Source organism: Rhodococcus sp. NPDC057014 (assembly GCF_042673295.1).
Taxonomy (GTDB): Bacteria; Actinomycetota; Actinomycetes; order Mycobacteriales; family Mycobacteriaceae; genus Rhodococcus_F.
In genome coordinates this window covers 1-23,866 of sequence record NZ_JBHUSF010000123.1, presented here as the reverse complement: position 1 = coordinate 23,866, position 23,866 = coordinate 1, and the positions used below count along the sequence as shown (strand labels likewise).

Annotated in this window: 21 protein-coding genes; 13 read left to right on the top strand and 8 right to left on the bottom strand. The window is 64.6% G+C overall.

The window, feature by feature from the left end; genetic code table 11:
* Positions 1-54: 54 nt before the first annotated feature.
* The 3 genes from yddG to ACFTZB_RS23100 form a co-directional block, all read right to left on the bottom strand.
* Positions 55-1,113, bottom strand: a complete 1,059-nt coding sequence (yddG, locus tag ACFTZB_RS23110) for an aromatic amino acid DMT transporter YddG (RefSeq protein ID WP_378434363.1) — start codon at positions 1,111-1,113, stop codon at positions 55-57.
* A 340-nt stretch (positions 1,114-1,453) separates the two neighbouring features.
* Positions 1,454-2,374, bottom strand: a complete 921-nt coding sequence (locus tag ACFTZB_RS23105; protein ID WP_072937065.1) for a polysaccharide deacetylase — start codon at positions 2,372-2,374, stop codon at positions 1,454-1,456.
* Between the two features lie 66 nt (positions 2,375-2,440).
* The gene (locus ACFTZB_RS23100) at positions 2,441-3,331 is read right to left on the bottom strand and encodes a carbon-nitrogen hydrolase family protein (RefSeq protein ID WP_378434358.1); all 891 of its coding nucleotides are present in this window, start codon (positions 3,329-3,331) and stop codon (positions 2,441-2,443) included.
* 167 nt (positions 3,332-3,498) lie between these two features.
* On the opposite strand from ACFTZB_RS23100, the gene ACFTZB_RS23095 reads away from it, so the two are divergent.
* Both ACFTZB_RS23095 and ACFTZB_RS23090 read left to right on the top strand, forming a co-directional pair.
* Complete coding sequence (locus ACFTZB_RS23095) at positions 3,499-5,046, top strand: GAF domain-containing protein (protein ID WP_378434356.1); 1,548 nt, start codon at positions 3,499-3,501, stop codon at positions 5,044-5,046.
* A 5-nt stretch (positions 5,047-5,051) separates the two neighbouring features.
* Positions 5,052-5,690: a response regulator gene (locus tag ACFTZB_RS23090; RefSeq protein WP_378434361.1), complete on the top strand. Its 639-nt coding sequence runs from the start codon at positions 5,052-5,054 to the stop codon at positions 5,688-5,690.
* A 78-nt stretch (positions 5,691-5,768) separates the two neighbouring features.
* Here the strand turns inward: ACFTZB_RS23090 and ACFTZB_RS23085 are convergent, their stop codons facing one another.
* The 5 genes from ACFTZB_RS23085 to ACFTZB_RS23065 form a co-directional block, all read right to left on the bottom strand.
* Positions 5,769-7,418 (bottom strand): AMP-binding protein, encoded by a 1,650-nt coding sequence (locus tag ACFTZB_RS23085; protein ID WP_378434354.1) that lies wholly within the window; start codon positions 7,416-7,418, stop codon positions 5,769-5,771.
* 189 nt (positions 7,419-7,607) lie between these two features.
* On the bottom strand, positions 7,608-8,408 hold the full coding sequence (locus tag ACFTZB_RS23080) for an SDR family NAD(P)-dependent oxidoreductase (protein ID WP_378434352.1): 801 nt from the start codon (positions 8,406-8,408) through the stop codon (positions 7,608-7,610).
* Complete coding sequence (locus tag ACFTZB_RS23075) at positions 8,405-9,361, bottom strand: acyl-CoA dehydratase activase (protein ID WP_378434350.1); 957 nt, start codon at positions 9,359-9,361, stop codon at positions 8,405-8,407. Before ACFTZB_RS23075 ends, ACFTZB_RS23080 begins: the two co-directional genes overlap by 4 nt.
* 3 nt (positions 9,362-9,364) lie before the next feature.
* Positions 9,365-10,705 (bottom strand): 2-hydroxyacyl-CoA dehydratase subunit D, encoded by a 1,341-nt coding sequence (locus ACFTZB_RS23070; RefSeq protein WP_378434348.1) that lies wholly within the window; start codon positions 10,703-10,705, stop codon positions 9,365-9,367.
* A gap of 28 nt (positions 10,706-10,733) precedes the next feature.
* Complete coding sequence (locus ACFTZB_RS23065; protein WP_378434346.1) at positions 10,734-11,906, bottom strand: 2-hydroxyacyl-CoA dehydratase subunit D; 1,173 nt, start codon at positions 11,904-11,906, stop codon at positions 10,734-10,736.
* Between the two features lie 142 nt (positions 11,907-12,048).
* On the opposite strand from ACFTZB_RS23065, the gene ACFTZB_RS23060 reads away from it, so the two are divergent.
* From ACFTZB_RS23060 to ACFTZB_RS23010, 11 genes are all read left to right on the top strand, one after another.
* Complete coding sequence (locus ACFTZB_RS23060) at positions 12,049-13,146, top strand: CaiB/BaiF CoA transferase family protein (protein WP_378434344.1); 1,098 nt, start codon at positions 12,049-12,051, stop codon at positions 13,144-13,146.
* A gap of 59 nt (positions 13,147-13,205) precedes the next feature.
* Entirely contained in the window at positions 13,206-14,081 is an 876-nt protein-coding gene (locus tag ACFTZB_RS23055) for a PaaX family transcriptional regulator C-terminal domain-containing protein (protein ID WP_378434342.1), read from the top strand.
* Positions 14,082-14,132: 51 nt separating this feature from the next.
* On the top strand, positions 14,133-15,479 hold the full coding sequence (locus tag ACFTZB_RS23050; protein ID WP_378434340.1) for a PucR family transcriptional regulator: 1,347 nt from the start codon (positions 14,133-14,135) through the stop codon (positions 15,477-15,479).
* Positions 15,480-15,695: 216 nt separating this feature from the next.
* Positions 15,696-16,805, top strand: coding sequence for an ABC transporter substrate-binding protein (locus ACFTZB_RS23045; protein WP_378434338.1), 1,110 nt, complete (start codon positions 15,696-15,698; stop codon positions 16,803-16,805).
* A gap of 4 nt (positions 16,806-16,809) precedes the next feature.
* Positions 16,810-17,700: a branched-chain amino acid ABC transporter permease gene (locus ACFTZB_RS23040; protein ID WP_378434336.1), complete on the top strand. Its 891-nt coding sequence runs from the start codon at positions 16,810-16,812 to the stop codon at positions 17,698-17,700.
* Between the two features lie 7 nt (positions 17,701-17,707).
* The gene (locus ACFTZB_RS23035; protein WP_378434334.1) at positions 17,708-19,354 is read left to right on the top strand and encodes an ATP-binding cassette domain-containing protein; all 1,647 of its coding nucleotides are present in this window, start codon (positions 17,708-17,710) and stop codon (positions 19,352-19,354) included.
* On the top strand, positions 19,323-20,081 hold the full coding sequence (locus ACFTZB_RS23030; RefSeq protein WP_378434332.1) for an ABC transporter ATP-binding protein: 759 nt from the start codon (positions 19,323-19,325) through the stop codon (positions 20,079-20,081). The genes ACFTZB_RS23035 and ACFTZB_RS23030 overlap by 32 nt, the downstream gene beginning before the upstream one ends.
* Positions 20,082-20,128: 47 nt before the next feature.
* Positions 20,129-21,127 carry a hypothetical protein gene (locus tag ACFTZB_RS23025; protein WP_378434330.1) on the top strand — a complete coding sequence of 333 codons (999 nt, stop codon included), beginning with the start codon at positions 20,129-20,131 and terminating at the stop codon, positions 21,125-21,127.
* A complete protein-coding gene (locus ACFTZB_RS23020) occupies positions 21,124-22,356 on the top strand; it encodes a phosphotransferase family protein (RefSeq protein WP_378434328.1) in 1,233 nt (410 codons plus the stop codon). The genes ACFTZB_RS23025 and ACFTZB_RS23020 overlap by 4 nt, the downstream gene beginning before the upstream one ends.
* A complete protein-coding gene (locus ACFTZB_RS23015) occupies positions 22,353-22,898 on the top strand; it encodes a hypothetical protein (protein WP_219459651.1) in 546 nt (181 codons plus the stop codon). The genes ACFTZB_RS23020 and ACFTZB_RS23015 overlap by 4 nt, the downstream gene beginning before the upstream one ends.
* The gene (locus ACFTZB_RS23010; protein ID WP_378434326.1) at positions 22,895-23,725 is read left to right on the top strand and encodes a 5'/3'-nucleotidase SurE; all 831 of its coding nucleotides are present in this window, start codon (positions 22,895-22,897) and stop codon (positions 23,723-23,725) included. Before ACFTZB_RS23015 ends, ACFTZB_RS23010 begins: the two co-directional genes overlap by 4 nt.
* Positions 23,726-23,866: the final 141 nt, after the last annotated feature.

Here is a 23,866-nt window from a genome sequence, read left to right as displayed (position 1 = left end):
GTTCTCGTGTGTCTCATGGCCGGTTCGACGCGCCACCACTCCGACGCCCGGCCGTCAGTGGGTGTCGATCGCGCCGGCTTCGTACTTGCGCCGGCGAATTCCCAGCGCGCTCGGGCCTCGCGACGAGTGACGTCGACCGCTGACGCGCACCGACGCATGATTCCGCGGTCGTTCGTCTGGGACGGTGCTGTCGGATGTCGCCGGTGCCGGAGGGGTACTTTCGTCGGCCTTCTTGGGCTCGCGCGTTGCGACCCAGCACACCGTTGCGCCGAGGCACACGATGGCGGTGCCGACCCAGAAGGTGACTCCGAGCGCGGTAGCCAACATCAGCGAAGAGAACGCAGCCGACAGTACCGGCGTGAAGTAGGAAGCGGCAGCGAGCAGGGTCATGTTTCCGTGAAGAATGCCCACATTCCACAGGGCATAGCCGAAACCGATGGCACATGCCGCCACCAGCGTGGCTACCACCCCGGTCACCGTCAGGCGGAGGGGTTCGGTGTCGCTGAACAGGTACAGCACCCAGAACGATGCTGCGGTGAGCATGAAGAACGGAGTAATCCCGTTGTTGCCCTTGGCGAACAGCTTGGTCACGGTGCAGTATGCGGACCAGATGACGGCACCCAGGAGTGCGAGAGCGTAACTCAGGGGATTCGTGCGGATGTTCTCGATGGTTCCGGGCAGGTCGAGTCCGGCGTCACCGCCGAGGACCAGGGCGATCCCGGCAATGGACAATCCGATGCCGGGAATGAACAGGATCGAGGATCTCTGACCGGTGAACAGGATGGCGAACAGGACTGTCAGGCACGGCCACAGGTAGTTCACGATGCCGACCTCGATCGCCTGGCGCGGGTCGGTCGCCAGTCCGATCGCGAGAGCGAAGCACACTTCGTAAGCGGCGAACATCAGCGCACCGGTCAGCAGATAGATGCGGTTGAATTCGCGAAGTGTGGGCCACCCGACGGTGAGGAACAACAAAACGGAGCAGCACGTGTAGATCATGGCCGCGCCGCCGAGGGCGCCGAGGCTCTCGGTTACCAGTCGGATCATGCCGACCATGGTGCTCCACAACACAATTGCTGCCAGGCCGGCCAGGGTTGCGTTCCGGCCAGTCATCGCCACTTTTGCCAAGATGATCCTCCTTCGTGCTGAGCTCAGGGATTGTCGAACCCGAACACCGTGACGTGCAGGCGCGGAGGGAGGTCGTCCCGCGGCACGCCTGAGAGGTCTGTGGATCGAGTTGTCGTGGGCACCACGAATCGGCGTACATCGGCGCGAGGGAACCCGACCGTTACGCGATTCTTACCTAAATGTAATCTGTGATCACAAAGTTGGCAAGTGATGTGCGCCGCAGGAGTCGGTAGGCGTGCAACGAGCAGGAATGATCAGCGGTGGCCATCACGGGAACCCCGTGTGGCCTGCTCAGGAGCGGGCCACACGGAACTCCCGGTCGGACTCAGAAGTCGGGGTAGTAGCTCGGACGCGGTGCCGTGGTCCGAATGTCGGGAAGCTCCATGTTCCGCTTGTCCTCCTCGTCATCGACCCAGCAGTCGGCGATCTCGTCGGTGGTCGCGAACCAGACACCGTCGTGGGACACCATGTGCTCGATCAGCTTCTGGTACCACATCATGTGATGGGCCTGGCCGACGATCTGCGGATGCACACACGAGACGAACGCGGCACCCTCGACGTTCTGATAGCCGTAGTCGAAGATGTCGCGCCAGCGTTCGAAGACGGTACGACTGTCCTGCTGGCCGGCCTGCACTCCGGTGATGCAAGCGAGTGGCGGGAAGTCGTCGAGGTACCAGCTGACCGGCAGTTCGAGGACATGGCTCGCCTTGCCGGGCTTGTTGCCGTTTTCCCAGTCGATGGCCCACCGCTGCGGACGGTATGCCTCGAGGTCGCGGCCCATCAGGGAGGAGTCGTACTTGAACCCCATCTTCTCGACGATGTCCAGGGTGTTGTCGGAGTAGTCCCAGTACGGCGAGCGGTACCCCGTCGGACGAACACCGAGTTGCTTGTCGAAGGTGGCGAAGGCACGCTCGACCAGCTCCTCCTCGGTCCCGGCGTCGATCAGGGTGGGGTTCTCGTGGAAATACCCGTGGTGGCCGAACTCGTGACCCTTCTCGGCGATCTGTTCACATTCCTTCGTGAACGTGTCGACGGTGTGCCCGGGCGTGAACCAGGTGGTCTTGATGTCGTAGCGGGCGTAGAGATCGAGTAGGCGCGGGACGCCGACCTTGGCGCCGAACTCGCCGCGCGACATGAAGGACGGGCTGGGTTTGTTGAATCCGCCCAGCCAGAGTGACTGTGCGTCGAAGTCGGTTCCGAGATTGACTGCAATCTTCTTCCCCGCGGGCAGTTCGAGATGACCCATTGTCGCTTCTCCTGATATCGGTGTCGTGCTTGTGGTGGGTGAGCTTCTAGAGATCGGCGGACCGCCCTAGCCGAGCTGGCGTGCGGTGGTATGGGAGGGCCAGCGGCGGTAGGACTCCACGCGCCGGCGTCGATCCTGGAACGTGGTCGCGGCACCGTCGAGACGGTTCCGGCGCAGGACATCGAGATCGACGACGCCCGTGAGGACGTTCTCGGTGTTCGCTTCGGGCGCTTGCGCCACGACCCCGGCGGGGGTCCACGGGAGGTCGCAGGGCGAAAGGATCGAACTCTGGGTCCACCCGCTGGGGATGGGGCCACCGGGTGCGCCTCCGGTGGCGCAGTGCGCGAAGTACACCTGGTTCTCGACGGCGCGGGCCTGCGCGCAGTGCCGCACCCGCCAGTACCCGTACTCGGTGAAGGTGTACGACGGGCAGAGAATCAACTCTGCGCCCTGTTCGGCGAGCGACGACGCACATTCGGGAATTTCGGTCTCGTAGCAGACGTTGAAACCGACCGTGGCGAACGGAAGTTCGAAGACGTTCATGTCGTCGCCCTCCCTCGTCGACCAATCCGCTTCCGCAGGAAAGATGTGCGTCTTGCGGTGCTCGTACTGTTCCCCGTCGGGACCGAAAATGTATGCGATGTTGTAGTATCCGTCTTCGCGATATTCCAGGTGCGATCCCGCTGCGATGAATTGATTGCGCTCGCGCGCTTCCGAGCTGAACAACGAACGGTATTCCCGGGTGTAGTCACCGATACGCGTCAATTCGGTGACCGGATCGTCTTGCCACGAATCGGCGATGGTGAACAACTCCAGCGTGAACAACTCCGGGAAGAGAACCAGGTCGCTGCCGGCCGCCTGGTCGAGGAGTCCCCGTGCATGGTCGGCGAACTCGTCGAAACTACTCACCGGACGGATCGCGAAGCTCGCGGCGGAAATTGTGATCGAATCTGACATGAACCCTGCCTCGGTTGTGACGACCATTACGGATGCATTCACGCTAACGACGAGCGCGCCGTAAGGCGGCTAGACCTGGGCTAGCCATATGGCTAGCGACGCAAATCTCCGTAGTATTCGATGACATGGTCGGTCTCCCGGAAGATTCGCCTCGGTGGAGGCTCTCGATGCTCGAGGAGGAGCTCGCCGAGCCGCTGCGGCTTCTCCGTGTCTCGATGAAGGCGCGCGAGGCCGTCATCATCTACGCACCGAGTGGCGGGCCCCTGCGTGTGATTGCATCGGAGCCGTTGGGCGGCTCGGTGTTCACGTCGGAGGAACCCGTGCGCAGCAACATCCAGTGGTCACCCGTCGCGGCCACGGCGCGGCACGTGCGGCTCACGTCGTTGATGCGCCCGGTCTCACTCGATTTCGACCGTGCACTGATCCTCCCGTTCGCGGACGGTCACGGGCACGGTGAGGTGATCCTGGGGTCGGCGGCCGCGCTGGACGCGGAGACGCTCGCGACAGTTCGGCGATTTGCTCGGGATATCGACGCGCTCCGTGCCCGTGTCCACGAGACCAGGCATCGCGACCTGGACCGTGCCTACCGGGTTGTCGCGCGCGCGGCAACGTCCGACGTCTCACTGGACCGCGTATTCGACATCACTCTCGCCGCCGCGCGCACTCTGCTCGAAGGTGATGTCGCGTACCTGTCGTTGCCGGTCGACGACAATTACTTCGTCTTCACTCGAACGCTGGGGATCAACACCGACCCGTTCCGTGATCTCCGGGTCGGGTCGGGCGAGGGGCTCGGCGGGGCGGCGCGTGAGACCGGGCACCCCATTCGTTCGCTGAACTACGAGGAAGATCGCAACCTTCGCGCCGCCATGCGCGAGGAGACACGTGGCGAGGGAATCAACTCCGCACTGGCGGTCCCCGTCCACGACGGCGGCAACGTCGAGGCGGTGCTCTACGTCGCGAGCCGGCGGCCGCGCGCGTACAGCGAAGACGACGAGCGGGTACTGGCGGACTTCGCGAACGCGGCACTGCTGGGTCTGGACCGGTCCAATCTGGACGAGAGCCGGCGGGAGGTCGTTCGAGACCAGGAACGTGCCCGGCTCGCGCAATCACTCCACGACGATCTGGTGCGCCGGTTGACCCAGATCGGTTTCGCAGCAGAGGAACTCGAGTACCAGTCGACCGGTGACAGCCGATCCCGTGCAGCGTCCATCAGCGCGAGTGTCGACGAGTGCATGTCGCTGGTGCGTGACGAATTGCGTCACCTCCTGCAGAGCGATCGGGCGAGTGAGTGCACGCTCGGAGACGTCGCGGAGCGTGTGTTCGCTGTGCCGAGTGTGTCGGGCATGAGCCGAACTGCCGACTTCTCGTCGGGCGGTGCCAGCGGGGCGGGCATGCACGTGCGGGTGCCTGCAGACATCGGTGAGGCGATGTGCAAGGTAGGGCAGGAAGCCGTCTTCAACGCAGAAAATCATTCGAAGGGAAACCGATGTTCGATGTCCTTCGAGGTCCACCCCGGGGTGTGCGTCATGTCGGTGAGCGATGACGGTCGATCCTTCGACGCACACGAACCCTTCGAGGGCCACTACGGAATCGAGTTCATGAAACGTGAAGCGCGCAAGGTCGGCGGCGAGGTGAGGTTCGATCGCACCCCGTCGGGAGGAATGTCCGTCACCGCCAGCTTCCCGATCGGCTCCGATCAGGCGGTATCGAGTTGAGCGACGTGCCGGAACCGCGCCGGATCGGTGTCTTCTCGATCGACGACCACGAGATAGTCCACGCAGGCCTCGAGCGGTTGGCCGAGCGGGAACCCGACTTCGTCTTCCTCGGAGCAGCGGCAAGTGTCGCCAGCGCGGAGAAGGACGCCCTGCGCTGCTCCCCGGACATCGTCATGCTGGACCTCTTCATCGGCGAAGAGCAGGGGTGGACGTTGTGCCGCGACCTACTCGCCGCCTCGCCCGCCACCAAAGTGGTGTTCTACACCGGATACGGCAACGCCCAACTCGTGGACCGGGCAATGCTGTTGGGCGCATCGGGATACATCCTCAAAGCGGCGAGCATGTCGGCGCTCCCGGACATGCTGAGAACAGTCGTCCGCTCCGGCCAGTACATCGATCCCGCACTCCTGAAGGAGTGGGTGGACGCGCGCCGGGCAACCACCGAGAAACCGGCATTCAACGAGCACGAACTCTCGATCGTGACGATGATCGCCGCCGGGCTCGACAATTACGCCATCGCGGAGCGCATGAACCTCACGTTCCACACGGTGAAATTCCACATCGGGAAGATGCTCAAGAAGACCGGAGAATCCAACCGCGCCGGGCTGGTTCGCTACGCCAAGGAGCGGTTCCTCATCGAGTAGAGCTGCGCCGGAAGGTCGCCGGTGGACCGGATTGCCGGTCAACCGGGATCGATCCGTCGCGGAGCGGGTTATGAAGTGTCAGCTGTTGGGCAATGGCTCCGGAGCGGGCCGGGGCGCGAGTTCGGCGGCCGTGAGCTCTCCGGACGCAATCTCCTGCTGCACACGGAATTTCTGGATCTTCCCGGACGGTGTCATGGGGAGTGCGTCGGTGAAGTACCACAGCGACGGCGTCTTGTGGGCGGCGATTCGGTCGCGGCACCAGGCTTTCAGTTCGGTCGGGTCCGGCGGATTCGCGGGGTCCGCCGGTCGTACGACGGCGCCGATCTGCTCGCCCCATCGGTCGTCCGGAACCCCGACGATCGCAACCTCGGCCACGTCGTCGTGGCGGAACAGCAGTTCTTCGATCTCGCGGGGGTAGATGTTCAGGCCGCCTCGGATGATCATGTCTTTGAGGCGGCCGGTGATGCGGAGGAAGCCTCGTTCGTCCATCGTGGCGAGATCACCCATGTGTAGCCATCCGTCGGCGTCGATGGTGGCGGCGGTCTCGTCCGGCATCTCGGAATAGCCGAGCATCGTCTGGTAGCCGCGACAGCAGATTTCACCCTGCTCACCGATCGGGACAATGTCCTGGGAGACCGGGTCGATGATCTTCACCTCCAGTTCCGGCAGCGGCTGCCCGACGGTGGTGGCCTGATCGGCCGGATCGTCGGTGACTCGGGTCTGGCTGATGACACCGTGCATCTCGCTCTGCCCGAACAGGATCGTGAACTGGCAGTCGAGTTCGTCGAGCACCCGTTCGACGAGTGCCTGGGGAACTGCTGCCGCGCCGGACAGCACGGTGTGGAGGCTCGACAGGTCGCGCGTTCCGCGGTCGGGGTGCTCGAGAAGTGCGATGAGCATCGTCGGAACCATCAACGAGTGCGTGCCGCGGTAGGCCTCGAGCATCTCGAGCATGAGCGCGGCGTCGAAGCCGGGTAGCACCACAAAGGTCCCGTGCGCCGCGAACGTCCCGAGTTCGGTGACGGCGCCGCCCCCGATGTGGTACATCGGCATTGCGTTGACGCAGACGACGTGGTCCACCAGACCGGCACGCTCGAACACGAATGTGGCTTCGTTGACGATTCCTTTGTGATGCAGCAGTGCGCCTTTGGGGAATCCGGTGGTTCCGGAGGTGTATTGAATCTGCACCGGGTCGGTGGGTGTGACCACGGGGAACGCCGTCGCCGGATCGCCGGTCGCGATGAAGGACTGCCACTCGCTGGGCGCGACGACCTTGCGGAGTTCCGGGAGCGAGGGCCGTACTTCCGCCAGGACCTCCGTGAGATCCGTGCCGCGATAGCTTTCCCGGTAGAAGAGTCCGACCGAGCGGGACTGGCGCAGGATGTACTCGAGTTCGTGGGCGCGGTAGGCGGGGTTCACGCCCACCACCACCATCCCCGCCATCGCGATCGCTTGTTGGAGGATCACCCACTCGGCACTGTTGGGCGCCCAGATCGCGATTCGGTCTCCGGGCGCGAAGTGAGCCAGGAGTGCCCTGGCCGCCTCCTCGGCGTCGGCGAGGAGTTGACGGTACGTCCACTCTCGCCGGTCGGCTGGATCGGGAGATCCGTCGACCAGGGCGAGGCGGTCGGGTTCCGCCGATGCGGCCTCTCGCAGCAGGTCGCCGACGGTGATGTCGCGGACACCTGAGCTCGGTGTCGCCGGCCAGAGAGACTTTTCGAGGGGCATGATGCAATCCTGCCTTCGGGCTGTGCGGGGTGGGGGAAGTTGGTGGAGCGTGAGGTGCTCGTGACGAGGAAGCCGGAGTCGGCTGCGAAGTGGTGTCTCAGTCACCACGCAATGTAATACACATGTGGAGCTGATCGCTATGAATTCGTCAAAATAGTGCGGATGAGCTGAGGCGCGGCACTGGAGCCCTCACCCCGCCGAGATGCCGCCATTCGGGCTGACCGCTTGACCGGTGATCCGACGGGCCTGAGGGCTGCACAGGAACAACACGAGGTCCGCCACGTCGACCGGTTCGGCGACACCCAGTGACGCCAGTCCGGCGGCCTTCGCGAAAAGCTTGGCGCTGAACGGCTCGGCCATGACACGGTCGTAGGCGCCGGTGTCCCGGATGAGCGACGGCGTCACCGCGTTGACGCGGATACCGTCGCGTTTGGCCTCCATCGCAAGGGTTTTGGAGAAGATCACGATGGCCGCCATGGCCGCGCCGATGACGGATTCTCCCGGGGTCGGATGCTTCGCCGCGTCGGAGGCGATGTTCACGATCGCGCCGCCGCGCTTCGCCCGCATGTGCGGAAGGACCGCGTGGCACATGTTGAGAGGGCCGAGCGCCTGCTGCAGCAGGATGGCGGGAACGTCCTCGGCGGGTGTCTCGTGGAAGAGGTTCGGCGTGAACGCGCTCACCGTGCTGTTGATCAAGATGTCGGCGGGTCCCAGCGAAGCACTCAGTTCGTCGGTCACCCTGGTCGCCTCCGCCGGGACGTTCACGTCACCTGCGGCGAAGACGGCCCAGACACCCGACGCGAGTGATCGGACCTCCGTCGCCGCCTTCTCGCCGCGTTCGATGTTGCGGCCGACCAGACCGATGCGCTGGGTGCCCGCCCGGACCAACTGACGGGCGACCTGCAGGCCTACGCCGCTCGTCCCGCCCACGATGTAGACGGTCGCCTCGGACAGGTCGGGCACCCAGACTTCGGGTGTGTCTGTGGTCATCGGATGTTCCTCTGCAGTTCGAGGGGCACCGGTTCGCCGGTGCCCGGATGGGAATGGCCGGGCCTGCCGTCACAGTCCTGGCAGTGCGGCGTCGCGCTCGACAGGCTCGCCCGGAACTGCTCTTCGGTCGCTTCGTCGGACGACGTCGGCGCCTCAGCGGTGCCCGCGTAGTCGTCGCGGGCCAGCAGTCCGGCGCCGTACGCACCCGCGATCTGTGGTTGATCGAGTAATTCCACCGGGTGGCCCAGCGCCCGCGCGACGTGAAGACGCGCGGCCGGGTTCTTCGCCACTCCGCCCGTCATCACCGTCGGTGTCGCCTTGCCGACCTGCGCCACCAGTCCGAGTGTGCGCGCCGCGACCGCTTTGTGCACCGACGCGGCGATGTCCGCCTTCTCGCGGCCCTGCGCCAGTAGTGAGATCACCTCGGTCTCCGCGAACGTCGCGCACATACTGCTGACCTCGAGACTCTCGGAACCGGCGAGCGCGAGTTCGCCGACCGCGCCGATGTCGACTTCCAGTGCCCGCGCGAGCACGTCGAAAAAGCGGCCGGTCCCGCTCGCGCACCGGTCGTTCATGGCGAACCGTTCCACGAGGCCGTCGTCGTCGACGATGATGGCCTTGCTGTCCTGTCCGCCGATGTCGATCACCAGCCGCACACCCGGGCGCAGGGCGGCGGCGCCACGGGCGTGGCAGGTGATCTCGGTGAACGTCCGGTTCGCCCCGGGGACCAGTTTCCGCCCGTAGCCGGTGCTGATGGTGTGCCGGATGTCGTCCTGCGAGGCGCCCGCGGCGGCCATCGCACCGTCCATCGCACGGCCGACCGCCTCCCGGCTCACCGCGCCCATCTGGATGACACTCGATCCGACCAGTGCGCCACTCTCGTCGACCACGGCGGCCTTCGCCGTGGTGGATCCGAGGTCGACGCCCATGACGAACCAACTTCCGGTAGTCATGCGCTAGATCACCGACTTCATCCGTTGCACGTCGATGGCCTCGAGCATCGCCTCCAGTCGACTGTCGAACAGTTCGTCGTTGTAGAACGACGCGTCGGCGACGTCGCCCTCGAAGAAGAACGACTTGACGCCACGTTCCTGCTCGGCAGCGCGGGCGAGCATCGTCTGCGGGTTGGTCATCGCCCGGCACGTCCGCGTCGAGTGGAACGCGATCCCGTCGATCGCGTATTCGTCGAGCCGGCGGAGCAGGAGTTCCTGCAGGTTCTTCAATCCGTGGTTCAGTGGGCAGAGCAGGTAGTGCTGCGCCATGCCCAGAAGTGGGTTGTCCACGTCGATGAGCTGCGGCTCCTGCCAGAAGGATTCGTGGGTGTAGCGGCCGGCGACGACGGCGACGTCGTACTCCGCGAACTTCCGGGTGAGGAAGCCGAGCTTGTTCCAGTTCATGATGCCGTCGAAGTACACGCGATAGCGTTCGTCCGCGACCGCGCTGACCCCGTCGGTGACCCGCTGCTGAATTTCGGCCTTCACGCCGGCGAAGTAGTCGACCAGCGCCTGATTGCCGGGCAGGAAGTTGATCGGGGCGATGCTCGCGACCCAGTCCCAGTAGGTCGCAGGCGTGGGTGCCTGCGTGCAGAGCGCCATTCCTTCGAGGCGCAGCTCGGAGGCCCGTTTGATGTAGGACATGCTCTCGCTGAGTCCATCCCAGTCGAACGGTCTCCCGGTCTGGTATTCGAGGAAGGTGATGAGCTCGCGCAGCTGCCCTTCGACGTACTTGCTCACCTCGGTCCACTCCTCGCCCCGCATGTACCCGGCGTCGGGTTTGTTGCCCCACAGCATGGGGATCGAGACGTTGAACAGGGGGAGCTTGCGATCGAACACCCGGTACGTCATCGCGTCCCATTGCTGACCGGTGCTGCATCCGGCGTAGCCGTTGACGAAGAAATCCGGGGCAGGCAGTTTGCTCGCCAGTTCCTGCTGGTCGACCATGCCGACCACGCCGGTCTCCCGGTCGGCCGCCGTTTGGTGCGTCAGTACGGCGCAGCCGAGATGTGTTCGCGCATAAGAGCAGAGCTCACCGATGTAGCCGTACTCGGCGCCTGCAGCCTGGGCGGGTCCTTCGAGGTGCTGGGCGGCCAGTCGGGCGGCGAACGCCTCGCCGTGGCACCACTCCAGGCCCGCGGCCTGGAACAGCGGGTTCAGTGCGGCGCCGTTGTACCAGACGACGTGCTTCCCGCGCTCCTTGGCGGTGAAGATGTTCTCCCAATAGTCGGCCACCAACTTGCCGCCGACCCGCGTACTCGACAAGCGGCGGGTCTTTTCCTTGCTGATCTGTTCGATCGCCATGGCGAACTCCTCTGAGTGAAAGTCGAATTCAGGACGGGACGGGTGCGAGCTGACGGCGAATGCGCTCCACGAAGGTTTCGATCTTGGTGCGGAGTGTCTCGACGGGGTTGCCTTCGTGCTCGGTCTCGAGGAGCAGCAGCGGTATCCCGCGCGCGTCGAGCGCCTTGCGTAACTCCGGGTAATAGAGCATGTGGGGTTCGCAGAACTTCGCCATCAGGACGACGACACCGTTCGAGCGGCTCTTCTCGAGTGAGTCGATCAGGTAGGTGTCCCAGTCGACTCCGACGGTGACCCGTGTCGGGCACGGGGCGTTGTCGTTTCGGTCCAGGTACCACTCCGACAGTGCCTCCAGCGGATCGCCGTGCTCGGGTACGTCGGTCGAGATGTACCGGAAGCCGGTGTACAGGTCGTCGTCGACGACGATCACTCCGGATTCCTCGATCACATCGAGGACCTCGGGGCGCGGGGCGTGGCAGAAGTGACCGGAGAGATGCAACCGCACCAGATCGCCGGGTGCGTCGGCATCGGGATCGAGCCGATCGAGCAGGCGACCCAGCGCGGCGTTGTGCTCATCGATGTCCATCACCATGCTCGACTTCACCAAGACCTGCATGTCGCTCGCGGTGATGCGCGCACGGCCGGTGCGCCGCAGGTCGTAGAGTTCCCGGAGCAGGCGACGATTCGTGTTGAACAGCCGAATGCTCTCGGCGAGCGACTCGTCCGTGATCGTCGTCCCGACGACCCCTTCGATCTCGTGCTTGAGTTCGTGCACGCGACCTGCGACCCGCGGCTTGGTCCACGGATCGTCCATCGCGCTGGTGAACTGCGCGAAGTGCACCGGTTTCTCCGGCCGCGCCCAGCGGATCACGTCCACGGCGCCGAGGAGTTGGACGCAGTGATCGGCGGCGACGAAGCCGTCGAAGACGTCGAGTTCACCGACTGCGGCCTGATCGGCGACGCTACGCGTGTAGCCGCAGTAGAACTCGGCAAGCAGGTTGCGGCCCTCCGTGATCGGGGTGCGGCTTTCCTGGACGATCACCGGCAGCGCACCGGCGGCGTGCACGATCTCGGAAGGAAAGTTCATCGGAAAGGAACCGATCACGCGGTTTCCGTTCTTCGTTTTCCATGCCTGCGCGTAAGTGACCGGGTCATCGGCCGCCGCTCGCAGCGACGACATGACGGTCGGATCCAGTTCGTTCACATCCAGCCCTTCGACTTGGTGGACGGATACACCGCGACGGCTGACGAACTGCGCCGCGGCGACCTGACTTGAGATATTACGTTATTGGATAGATAGTTGCCAGAGATGTCAAACATCAAATTCGACTCTTCGGAGGATTCAGATGACAAAAGTGCTGGCTGGACTGCGGGTCGTCGAACTCGCCGGGATCGGTCCCTCGCCTCACGCCGCGATGCAGCTCGCGGACCTCGGCGCCGAGGTCGTGCGGATCGAGCGTCCAGGGGGCGTGACGCAGTTACTGCCCGTGGACAAGGATGCGGGACTGCGTAATCGACGGTCGGTGAGTGCCGACCTGAAGGATCCCGCCGACCTGGCGAGGATCCTGAAGCTGGTCGACAAGGCCGACGTCCTCATCGAGGGCTACCGGCCGGGTGCGGCGGAGCGACTGGGCATCGGTCCCGACGTGTGCCGCCACCGGAACCCCCGGCTCGTGTACGCCAGGATCACCGGGTGGGGCCAGGACGGCCCGCTCGCGCCCTATGCCGGGCACGACATCAACTACCTTGCGCTCACCGGTGCGCTGAACGCCATCGGACGGGACGGCGAGAGGCCGCACGCACCGCTCAACCTCGTCGCCGACCTGGGCGGCGGTTCGATGCCGGCCGTCACCGGCATTCTCGGCGCCCTCTACGCGAGGGAGCGCACCGGTGCCGGAGACGTGGTCGACGTCGCGATGGTCGACGGGGTGAGTGCGCTCATGACGATGTTCTGGACGCTCACCGAGAACGGGCTCTGGTCCGATCGGCGCGGGACCAACGTCATCGACGGCGGGGCGCCCTTCTACGACACGTACGAGTGCGCCGACGGCCGGTACATCGCGGTCGGCGCAGTGGAGCCCGTCTTCTATGCGCAGCTACTGACGGGACTCGAACTCGACCCCGCGGGCCTGCCGGACCAGTACGACGAGTCGGCGTGGTCGACGCTCCGGAAGACCTTCGCCGACGTCTTCGTCACGCGGAGCCGGGAGGAGTGGGTGCGGGCGTTCGCGCACCTCGACGCCTGCGTGACGCCGGTGCTGGCCCTCGCCGAGGTGCCGGACCACCCGCACATCGCCGCGCGCAACACGGTCGTGACCGCGTTCAGTCAGCGTCAGCCGGCCGCGGTGCCACGATTCACTCGCGCGTCGGCATCGACCTACACCGCGCCCCGTACGCCCGGCTCCGACACCGAGGCCGTCTTCCGGGACTGGGGTGTCGAATGACGATCGCTGACCGGGGCCTCGAGGGGTGTTGTGGCAACGGGCCGACGTGATGCGCGACGATGACACTTATGTCTGACTCGAACCAGGTGCCTGCATCCGAGAAGGACGCCGCATCGACCGGCAGCGCACGCTCCGTCCTCGTCACCGTGCTCGGTGAGTTGGTCGAGCCCTACGGGCAGCCCGTGCGGACGGCCGCTCTCCTCTACATCTTGAAGGGGCTCGGGTACGGGGAGCATGCCGCCCGGCAGGCGATTGCGCGCACAGGTTCCGCAGGTCTGATCGCCGCCGACCGGAACGGACGCGAAACGCTGTGGACGTTGACGGACAAGGCTCATCGGCTCTTCACCGAAGGTGAACTTCGTGTCTTCTCCACCGACGTGGACACCACGCAGTGGGACGGTCGGTGGCTCGTCGTGAACGTGCCGATTCCGGAGTCGCACCGCTCGACCCGCAAGAAGCTCTATGCCGCGCTGCGGTGGGCCGGGTTCGGGAATCCGACACCCGGCGTCTGGGTCACTCCCCACGTCGACCGTGCCGCGGAAGCGGAACGAACCATCGAGTCTCTCGGCTTGACCTCCAATACGGTCTCGTTCGTCGGGACGCTCGCCGTCCCCGGGATTTCCGAGACCGAACTCGTCCGCCGTTCATGGGATCTGGAGGCCGCCGAGAAGGAGTACGACGAACTGCTCGACCGCTTCGATGCGCGAACCTTCCAGCCGGGCGACGAGTTGCTGTTCGCGCACCTCCAGCTCGCGGACGCGCTACGGCGCATGCCCTACATGGACCCGCGGCTCCCCGAGGTGCTGCTGCCGGACTGGCGCGGGCTGAAAGCCGCCCGGCGGCTGCGAGACCTCCGCGCCGAGTGGACCCCCACCGCCCATGCACGCTGGCGTCGGATCGCCGGTCTCGACGTACCCGCCGCTCGGGTGCCGTAGGCGGTTTCGAGGACCTTCCCATGTTCGGTCCAATAATTTACAGTGTGGTCTGTGGCACAGAGGGCGAAGCAGGCAGGGAACGGGTCGTCCGCATTACGGCCGGGCGGCGAGCCGGAGTCGGCCGCCGATTCCCGAGAGGAAACGCCGGCCTCGTTGTCCTGGAAACTGCGACTGGAAACCACGCTTGCCGACCGCGCGGCAGCGGTCGGGACGCTGTCCTGCCTGATCAGCGCCCTGTCCGACATGCTGGAGGCAACGGTATTCCTGATAGGTCCCGCCGGGCAGGTGATCAGCCGGGCCGTCCCTCCGGGTGCCTCGTCTACCGCGATCCCCACGCTGGAGCGGCTCGAGTCGCCGGAAGGAACGGTAGCGGTCGGTGCGCCTGCCGAAGTTGTGCGAGTGGATGGTGGGCGGACGGGTGGCCGCGACTACATGCTCGGTTCGGTTGTCGACGGCGACCACCTCTTCGGATGGGTAGTCACCCCGATCGAAGGATCCGTGTCCGTTGCACATGTGCAGTGGGCCGTGGACCGGGCAGTGGTCCACCTGACGGCCGAGTTCGTCTCCCAGCGGCGGATCGCCCGCGTGGCCTGGAATGCACGTGCGAACCTGGCGCGGCAGATGGTTCGGTCGACTACCTACGATGCAGATCTTCGGGCTTGCGCGGAGTACCTCGGCGTCGATCTGGCCGCGGACCGGGTCATCGCGTTCGTCCTGGAACGGGGCCGGTCGTCGGGTTCGGCAGTCGATGCGGGCCGCCTCGGTGATCTGATCTCCGAAGATCTCGCCGTCGACATCCTCACGATTCGTGGCACCGAGGGCGTCATCCTCTCGATCGAGGCGCCGGCAGGGGTCGGGAATGCGACGGTGATCGCGCGCTGCAAGGCGGCGGTGAACAAGGGCCTCGACCGGATGGGTGACCGGTTTGCCGTCGCGGGCATATCGTCGGTGACCCGGCCCGGTCAGCTCCGACGGGCGTACCGGGAGGCATTCGAGGCTGCCCGGTGCCTTGACCGATACCCCTCGGAATCGAACCGCGCCATCGCCTGTGACGAACTCGGGCCTGCACGATTACTCGTAGCGAACAGCAACGAACAGTCCGTTCGGATGTACGTGTACGACGTTCTCGGGGATTTACTTGCGGGGGGAGTGTCGAACAACGACCTTCTCCGTACCCTGCAGGAGTTCTTCGACAGCGGACGGAGTGTGCGCGACACCGCAGTGCGGCTGGATGTGCACGAAAATACTGTGCGACACCGACTGGGGCGGGTGCACGACATCACCGGTCTCGACGTGGCCGCAAACTCGAACGATCAGCTCAGTGCCCAGACTGCATTGTTGATTCTCCGACTCCAGGGTCACCACGCGGTGCCGGGTTTCGACCGGGTAGTGCGTTGAACGTGGGGCAGATTCGAGGGAGCTGAACCCCTCCTTGTCGACTTCTCCAATGCGGCGACGTGAGTCCGGGCCGAAGTTCTTGACCTTCGAATCGACGACGGCTTTAACTGGCGCCCAGCGTGTTCCAACTCACATGCTTCGGAGTACGAATAGCAAGGAGTCCCTATGCGATCCGTCAACTGGACGAGAAAGCGACGACTAGCGGGTGCAGCCGCGATGGTTGCTGCGCTTCTGGCACTCACCGGATGTGGCGGCCCGGCCGGTGACAACTCTGGTGCCGTCCGGATTGGGCTCCTCGCCAATCTCACGGGTGACGCGGCGATGTCGTTCGGCAAGCCCTTCGAGCGAGGATTCGAACTCGCTCTGCACGAGGCCGAACCGATACTGGACGAGTCCGGTGTATCGATAGAGGTCCTCACCGAGGATGCCAAATCGGCCGTACCGTCGGCGGTAACCGGGTACAACAAACTCCGTCAACAGAGTGTGCCACTCGTTGTCCAGGACTCGCAGAGCCCACTCGGTCAAGCGGTGGCGCCCCTGGCGAACGAAGACCGGATCACCCTGGTCAGCGGGGCCGGGAGCGCATTGGAGAACTCGGGCGGGTACTCATTCCGGTTCACCGATCTGAGCACCCCCACGATGTCGGTCGGCAGTCGCCTGGCCGAGGAGGGCCACACCCGTATCGGTCTGGTCGTGGCCGGCGACAATCCATCCTTCACCACTCTGGCGGAGGCAACCGAGAAGGGGCTACCGGCCGGATTTGCTTCTCGGCAGGAGGTTTCGTCCCAGGACACCGACTTCTACGCTGTGCTGGCGAATCTCAGGCGGGATCGCCTCGATGCCGTGGTTCTCTCGGTCCTCCCGGCCCAGGCCGGAAATCTCATCCTCCAGATGAAGAACGCCGGTGAATTCGAGCACGTGAAACTGATCGGAACGGTTGCGATCAGCGGTGAAACCTACACGGTTGCCCGGGACTCGGCCCGAGGCTTCGAGTTTCCGCAGGTGTGGGCGCCAGGCGGAACCAATCCCACAGCCTTCGAACGACGGTACACGGAGAAGTACGGTGAGGTCCCCACTGCCTACGGTGCCCTGGGTTATCAGGTCGGCTGGACCACAGTGGCCGCCGTGATCCAGGCAGAGAAGAGTGGAACCGTTGACGGTAGCGCTCTGCGTGACCTCCTTCCCGCTGCCTCGACTTCGGACCTGGTGCGAGAACACGGGATTCTCGGGCTCGAAATGACCTCGGACGGTCTCGCGATCTCGAGCGGGGTCATGGCCACGTTCGCAGACGGAGGAGCCGTGGTCCTCGCCGGATCGGACGGGTGAATCCATGGACTTCCTGCTTCAGCAAACCGTCAACGGGATCGTTCTCGGCAGCGTATATGCGCTCTATGCATCGGGTTTCGGTCTGGTGATGGCAAATCTCCGGATCTTCCACGTCGCGCATGCGGCGGTGTTCACCTGGGGAGCGATCTTCGCCTGGGAGCTCACATCACGACTCGGCTGGTCCCTCCTGTCCGCCTTGCCGGTCGTCGCGGCGCTGGCGGGACTACTCAACGTGCTGGCCTACTTCCTGCTGATCCGCCGAGTCCTTCATCGCCGGGGCGGCGAGATGGCGGCCTTCATCTCCTCGATGGGCGGCCTCGTCGTGCTCGTCGAGCTGGCACACCACCACCTCGACGGTGCCGTCGTGCGAATGAACGCCGACGCGTTCACCAGTGCACCTCTGTCGATCGGCCCGGTTCGGATCACCACCCTGCACCTGATCATGGTGTGCCTGGTGCTCGTCATCGTCGCCGTGACCAGTTGGCTGCTCGCCCGCACGGAGCTCGGCCGGGAGATCCGCACCGTCGCTTTCGACAAGGACACCGCCGCGATCCTCGGCGTCAACGTGGATCGCGTCAGCGCCGGAGTGTTCTTCGCGTCAGGCGCCATGGCAGGTGTCGCCGCGTCGTTCGTCGCCATCGCGTTCAACGTCATCGATTCCGGACTCGGGTCGACCTACCTGGTGATCGCGCTCGGAGCCATGGTGGTCGGCGGCTTCGGCAGTGTCGGCGGCATGCTCGTCGGCGGTCTGGTCATCGGGATCGCGTCCACCTATGCGACGGGGTACCTGTCGAGCACCTACCGCGATCTCGTCGTCTTCGTCTTGATGCTCCTCTTCCTCGCTCTGAGGCCCGAAGGTCTGTTCCGGACCCGCGCAGAACTGACAAGGGTGTGACCCGACCATGACAGAGTTCTTTTCGATCTTCGGTGCGTACGACTTCGTGATCAGGGACGGAATCGTCCTCTCACTCGTTGCCCTGTCGCTCTATGTTGTGCTCAGCGCGGGAATCTTTGCTGTGCCCCAAGTCGGCTTGATGGCTGTCGGGGCGTACGTTTCGGCTGTACTTTCCGTCGATGCAGGGGCCCCGTTCGTGGTCTCTCTCATCGGGGGGACGCTCGCATCCGGATTCGTCGCCCTGCTGCTGGCCGGTCTATTGCACCGCCTCAACGGCATCTACCTGGCCATCGCGAGCATCGCGTTCGCGGAAATCGTGCGGGTGGCGGTGCTGAATCTGCCACTGACCGGGGGCGCACAGGGCAAGGTGGGCATCCCGCGGACCACGACCGATCTCGTGATCTGCATCGTGGTGGTCGTCGCCGTTGCGGGTCTCATCGCGCTGAAGCGTTCGCGATTCGGGATCGCGATCAGTGCCATGCGGGAGGACTCCCTCATGGCGAGCCACCAGGGAGTCGACGTCGTCCGCTACCGGACCGCGTTGTTTGCGCTCTCGGGGATCCTTGCGGGAGCCGCCGGCGCCCTCCACGTCCATATGTCGGGCTTCGTGGAACCGGGCCAGTTCAGCTTCGAACTACTCACCCAGCTACTTGCAATAGTGGTCATCGGAGGGACGGTGTTCGTCACCGGCTCGCTCGTCGGCGCCCTCGTCATCATCGGCCTGCCCGTCGCCTTGACCGGTCTTGCCTCGTATGAGGCATTGGTCAACGGCGTGCTGATCGTGCTTATCGTCGCCTTTGCGCCGAGCGGAATCCTCGGGAGTCTCCGCTCGTGGTGGCCGGTCCGCAGCAGTCCCTCCCCACCGGACAGCGCGGACGAGACATCCGCGGAGCGGGTGCTCCCACTCCTGCGGGACGACGGGCCCGCAGGCGACACCGTCCTCGAGGTGCGAGAGGTGGTCATGTCATTCGGGGGCCTGCGCGCGCTGGACGCTGTCAGTGTCGAAGCACGATCCGGGGAGGTACTCGGCATCATCGGCCCGAACGGGTCGGGAAAGACGACTCTCCTGAACGTGTTGTCCGGCGTCTATCGTCCGGAGAGCGGAACCGGCACCTTGCTCGAGCACGACTTCTCCGAACTCTGGGGTCACCCACACGTCACGGCTCAGTCCGGGCTCGCCAGGACTTTCCAGAACATCCGACTGATGGACGAGGAGACTGTGTCGACCAACGTCCGGCTGGGCATCGCGCGGCGTCCGGGCATCGATGTGCACGAGCGGACCCGACATCTGCTCACCGAAAATCGTCTCGACTGGGCCGCCGACATCCCGGTGGGCAGCCTGCCGTACGGGGTGCGACGACGGGTGGAGATCGCGCGTGCCCTTGCGCGAGAGCCCCGCGTACTACTGCTGGACGAACCAACCGCAGGTATGAATCCCACTGAGCGGCAAGACGTGTTCGACACGATCTCGGACATCAGATCGCGTGGTGTCGCTGTGATCGTGGTGGAGCACGACGTGGCGATGATGCGTTCCTTCTGCGATCGGCTCGTCGTATTGGACTTCGGCAGGAAAATCGCCGAAGGCAAACCCGACAACGTACTCGATTCCAAGGAGGTCATCCGTGCTTACATCGGATCCGGTTCTCTCGCTTGAGGATGTCAGCATCTCCTACGGGCACGTATCGGCGGTCACGGATGCGACGCTGACACTGCACGCGGGGGAGACCCTCGCTCTCATAGGTCCGAACGGGGCAGGCAAGTCGACGTTGCTCCGCGGAATCACCAATCAGGCCCGTAAGAACAATGGCAAGATTCGCTTCGGCGGACGGGACATCTCATCCACTCCGACGCACCGGATCACCCGCGCCGGGATCGTCCATGTCCCCGAGGGCCGCCAGGTCGTGGCGCCACTGACCGTCCGGGAGAACCTGCAGCTCGCGGCGCATGCAGCGGGACGCTGCCCCCGGCGGGAAATCGAAGCCTCGATAGACCGTGTCCACGAACTCTTCCCGCCCCTTGCGCGCTTGCGCGATTCTCCCTCCGGACTACTCAGCGGCGGCGAGCAGCAGATGGTTGCGATCGGACGGGCGCTGATGGCGCGACCCGCGGTGCTGCTGCTCGACGAGCCCAGCATGGGGCTGGCCCCGGTCATGGTCGAGGTGATCTACGAATTCCTCGGCGAACACCGGGACGCACTCGGTGGGGCAGCCGTCCTTCTCGCCGAGCAGAGCCAGATCGCGCTCCGAGTCGCCGACCGTGCAGCGGTCCTGTCCCGTGGCCGGCTGGGCTTCGTCGGTCCGAGCTCCCAGATGGACGAATCCTTGATCGCCGAAGCGTATCTCGGCACCGGCCGGACTGCCGGTGTGCCGGAAACGGCCTAGTTCCAACGCTATCCATTCCATATCCGCACCTATAGAGGAGAACCACGATGATCACAGATGCAGACTCCGAGTTTCATCCCAGGGACCCGGACGATCGGACCTGGACCGAGACGATGTTCCTGCCATTCGCCATCCCCGACGAGGGCATCTTCGGCAATGTGTATGTGCTCGCCCGCCCGAATGTCGGAATTGCGACGTCGTCGATCCTCATCGGCAAGGGATTCTGCACACAGCCGTACGAGATCGCATTCACCGATCCGCAGGTGCACCTGCCCTGTCCCGAATCCTTCGCCAAATTCACGCTGGGGAATGGGCTCAACGTGAATGCTCCGACACCCAAGGAGTACGACGTCAGCTACGAGAACGCACTGGGTGCGTGCTCACTGGACCTGTCGTTCCGGGCATTGCACGAGCCGTTCGATCCGGGCGATCCCGAACAGAATCCGCTCCTCGCGGCGGACCGGAGTACGGGGGACAGTCGACACGGTGACGAATGGGAGAACGGCCATTTCGAGGTGAAGGGGCACATCACCGGAAACCTCGAGCTGCGCGGCAAGAAATACAAGGTTGATTGCTACGACGGGATGGACCACAGTTGGGGCCCCCGTACGGAGACAGGTACCCGCTCGGTGGCGTGGGTATCGGTGAACTTCGGGCCCGAACTGGCCGTTCACCTCGCCGTCCTGATCGACCTGCGGGACGGTCAGGTCAGATACGAGAAGCTCCGATTCGGTTTCGTCGTGGAGAACGGTGAGGTCCATCCCGTGGTGGACGCCGACATCCGGGCCGAACACACGCAACTCCTGGCAATCAACAATCACATCCGGATCACCGATGCGCGAGGAAAGGAGTACGAGTTCTTCGGCACGGCGATCTCGAGCCACCCCTGGTACAACTTCAACCCCTCCCACGTCAGTTATCAGGGGGTCTTCCGCTACCACTGGGGCGACAAGGTGGGATACGGGGAGATGGCCGACATCTACGGGTTGGACTATCTGGCAGAGCGGATGTCCAGTCACGGCCGTGCACGGGGGCTGAACGCATGAACGATCACGACCTGACGTGGGGTCTCGACTTCGACGACCGCGACGACCCGTCGCCGGATTTCATCGACTCAGTCCGTCGGGAGTACCCGACGGAGCGTGAGGTCGACACGATGCTCACACGCAAGATGAGCCGCCGCAAAGGCCCGTCGTATCGCCGCCCGGATCTCGCCGAGATGGCCAAGATCCTCGACGAGTTTCTCGGCCACGAACTCGGTGCGTCCAACTTCGAGATACGAGATCTGCACTGGTTCACCGGGGGAGTGTCCAAGATCCAGATCGGTTTCACACTCGACCGTGACGATCCCGCGGGGCGCCGTCGGTCGGAACATCTCGTGCTTCGGATGGACCCCAGTGAGGGATCGAATGCGACGAGCCGCGCTCGTGAGCACGAACTGTTGACTCTCATGAACGGTGTGATCCCGGTGCCGAGACCGCATTTCCTCGACGCCGAGGGGGAATGGTTTCCGGAACCGGCGCTGATCTACGAGTTCGTGGAGGGCGTCACCAAACCTCGGACCACGGGAACCGGGCGGATCAGTGGTCTCGGTACGGATTTCGGGCCGGACCACCGGAGGGTGCTGGCACCTCAGTATCTCGACCACCTGTCCAAGATCCACAACACCGATGTCTCGGACCGGTCGTTCAGTCATCTTCAGGTTCCCCGCACCGGTTCCACCGAGTCGGCGGAATGGATGGTCCACCATGCACTGCGCTGTTGGGAAGAGGACCGGGGCGAGGATTCCCCGCTCATGGAAATCACGGCGAACTGGCTGCTGAACAATCTTCCCACCCTGGATGTCGCCGGTGTCGTCCACGGCGACTTCCGCAGCGGTAACTTCCTTTTCGACGAGGAGTCCGGTCGGATCCTGGGGTGGCTGGACTGGGAGCGTGGCCTCATCGGTGACCGGCACCGTGACCTGGCGTGGATCACTCTTCCCACGATGGGCCATTACGATGCCGACGGACGTTACTTCGTGTGTGGCCTCATCCCCCTGGACGAGTTCTTCGATCGATACACCGAGGTCTCCGGTCTCACCGTCGATCCGGAGCGGCTGCGGTTCTACCAGATCCTGAACTGCTTCACCATCATCGTGTCGACGATGGCGTCCTCCTACCGCATCGCCCGGCTGGGGAAGTCACACCAGGACATCCTGCTCACCCGTGTTGAGGGACTGGTCCCGGTGATCTCTCGCCAACTCATCACGCTCCTGAAGGGGAAGAACACATGATGGACCACAGTGAGAACACCCTCCGTGCTGCGATCAAGTCGCTGCGTGACACCGTCGCACCGGCGGTCGACCCGCTGGATCCGCAGGCAGTCGAGCAGCTTCGGCTGACGATCGATTTCCTCGAATTCCTGCGGACCCGCGTGTACGACATCCATGCCCGGCAACGTTACGAACTGGGTCGCCAGATGGACATCGCACAGGCCCTTCTCGACGACGCCGCGCTGATCTCCCCGGACGTCGGCGACCGACTCACCCGCGCCGTATCCGATGCGCGATCCGTCCACGCCGATGCGGACGCACATACCCAGGATCTGCGCGCGTCCTCGCAGAAACTCTGGGCGGTCGTGCGCGGTGTCCTCAGAACCGCCCGGCAGGCGCCTGAAGACGTCCGCGAACGAATCAGCACCAGAGTGATCGGGGGAATCGAGCCTCTGGTCGAGATGGAAAGTGCCTGGTATCTCCCGTTCGGGTTCGAACCCGATCCCGGATCGGTTCCCCAGTTGGAGGAACTCCTCGACCGCGCCTCCTCTGACGCCGGATGAGAATCCTCGTCACAAATGACGACGGCATCGAGGCAGCCGGACTTGCGGCTCTCGCTTCCGCAGCTGAGGGCGACGGCCACGAGGTCGTGGTCGTCGCTCCCAGCGCCGAGTCCAGCGGCAGCGCATCCAGCCTCGGCGTGATCCGGGACAGGAATCGAGTGACGGTGTCGGCGCGAGATATTCGAGGCCTCAGCGGAATCGCGGCATTTGCGGTGGATGCCCCACCCGCGCTCGGGGTCCGGGCCGCCTGCAGCGGCGCCTTCGGGTGGAAGCCGGATCTGGTTGTGTCCGGTATCAATCCCGGATTCAACACTGGCCGGCTCGTACTGCATTCGGGGACGGTCGGTGCCGCGCTCACCGCCGCATCCCTCGATGTCTGTGCTGCGGCATTCAGCACCGAAGCGCAGTCGGTGCTCGGTCTCGACACGACCAGTCGGGTAGCCACAAGTGTCATCGGCGGATTGCTCGATGCCGGGCTGCCACCGGTCGCCGTGAACGTGAACGTGCCTGCGCTTCCGTTCCCGGAACTGAGAGGCCTGAGTTTCGCTGATCCGGGACCCGTGAGTTGCGATGACGTCGCCTTCGACTTCGAAGGCAATAGTCTCGCGCTGCGCAGGCGGCGGAATCCGCTGCCTTACGACGACCGATCGGACGCCGGCCTCGTCGCCCGTGGCCTGATTTCGGTTACGGTGCTCGCACTCCCCTGGAGGACGGACGCGAATGCCGAAAGCCGTGTCGTGGCAGCCATCGAGCGGCGTTGGATCATCGCTAGTGCATCGTGCGAACGCGCGAATACGACCTCCGCCTGTCGGGGCGCGCGGGTGTGAGTTTCACGGTGCACAGTTCGTCGAGCCTCCGCCGAAGGGTGCCCATTCGACCGCGAAGTCGAGCATGGCGAGATCTTCGTTGGTCACCGGCGTCGTCTGTTCTCTCGGGTGGTGTGGGTGCGGCCGTGCGTGGTGTCGCAC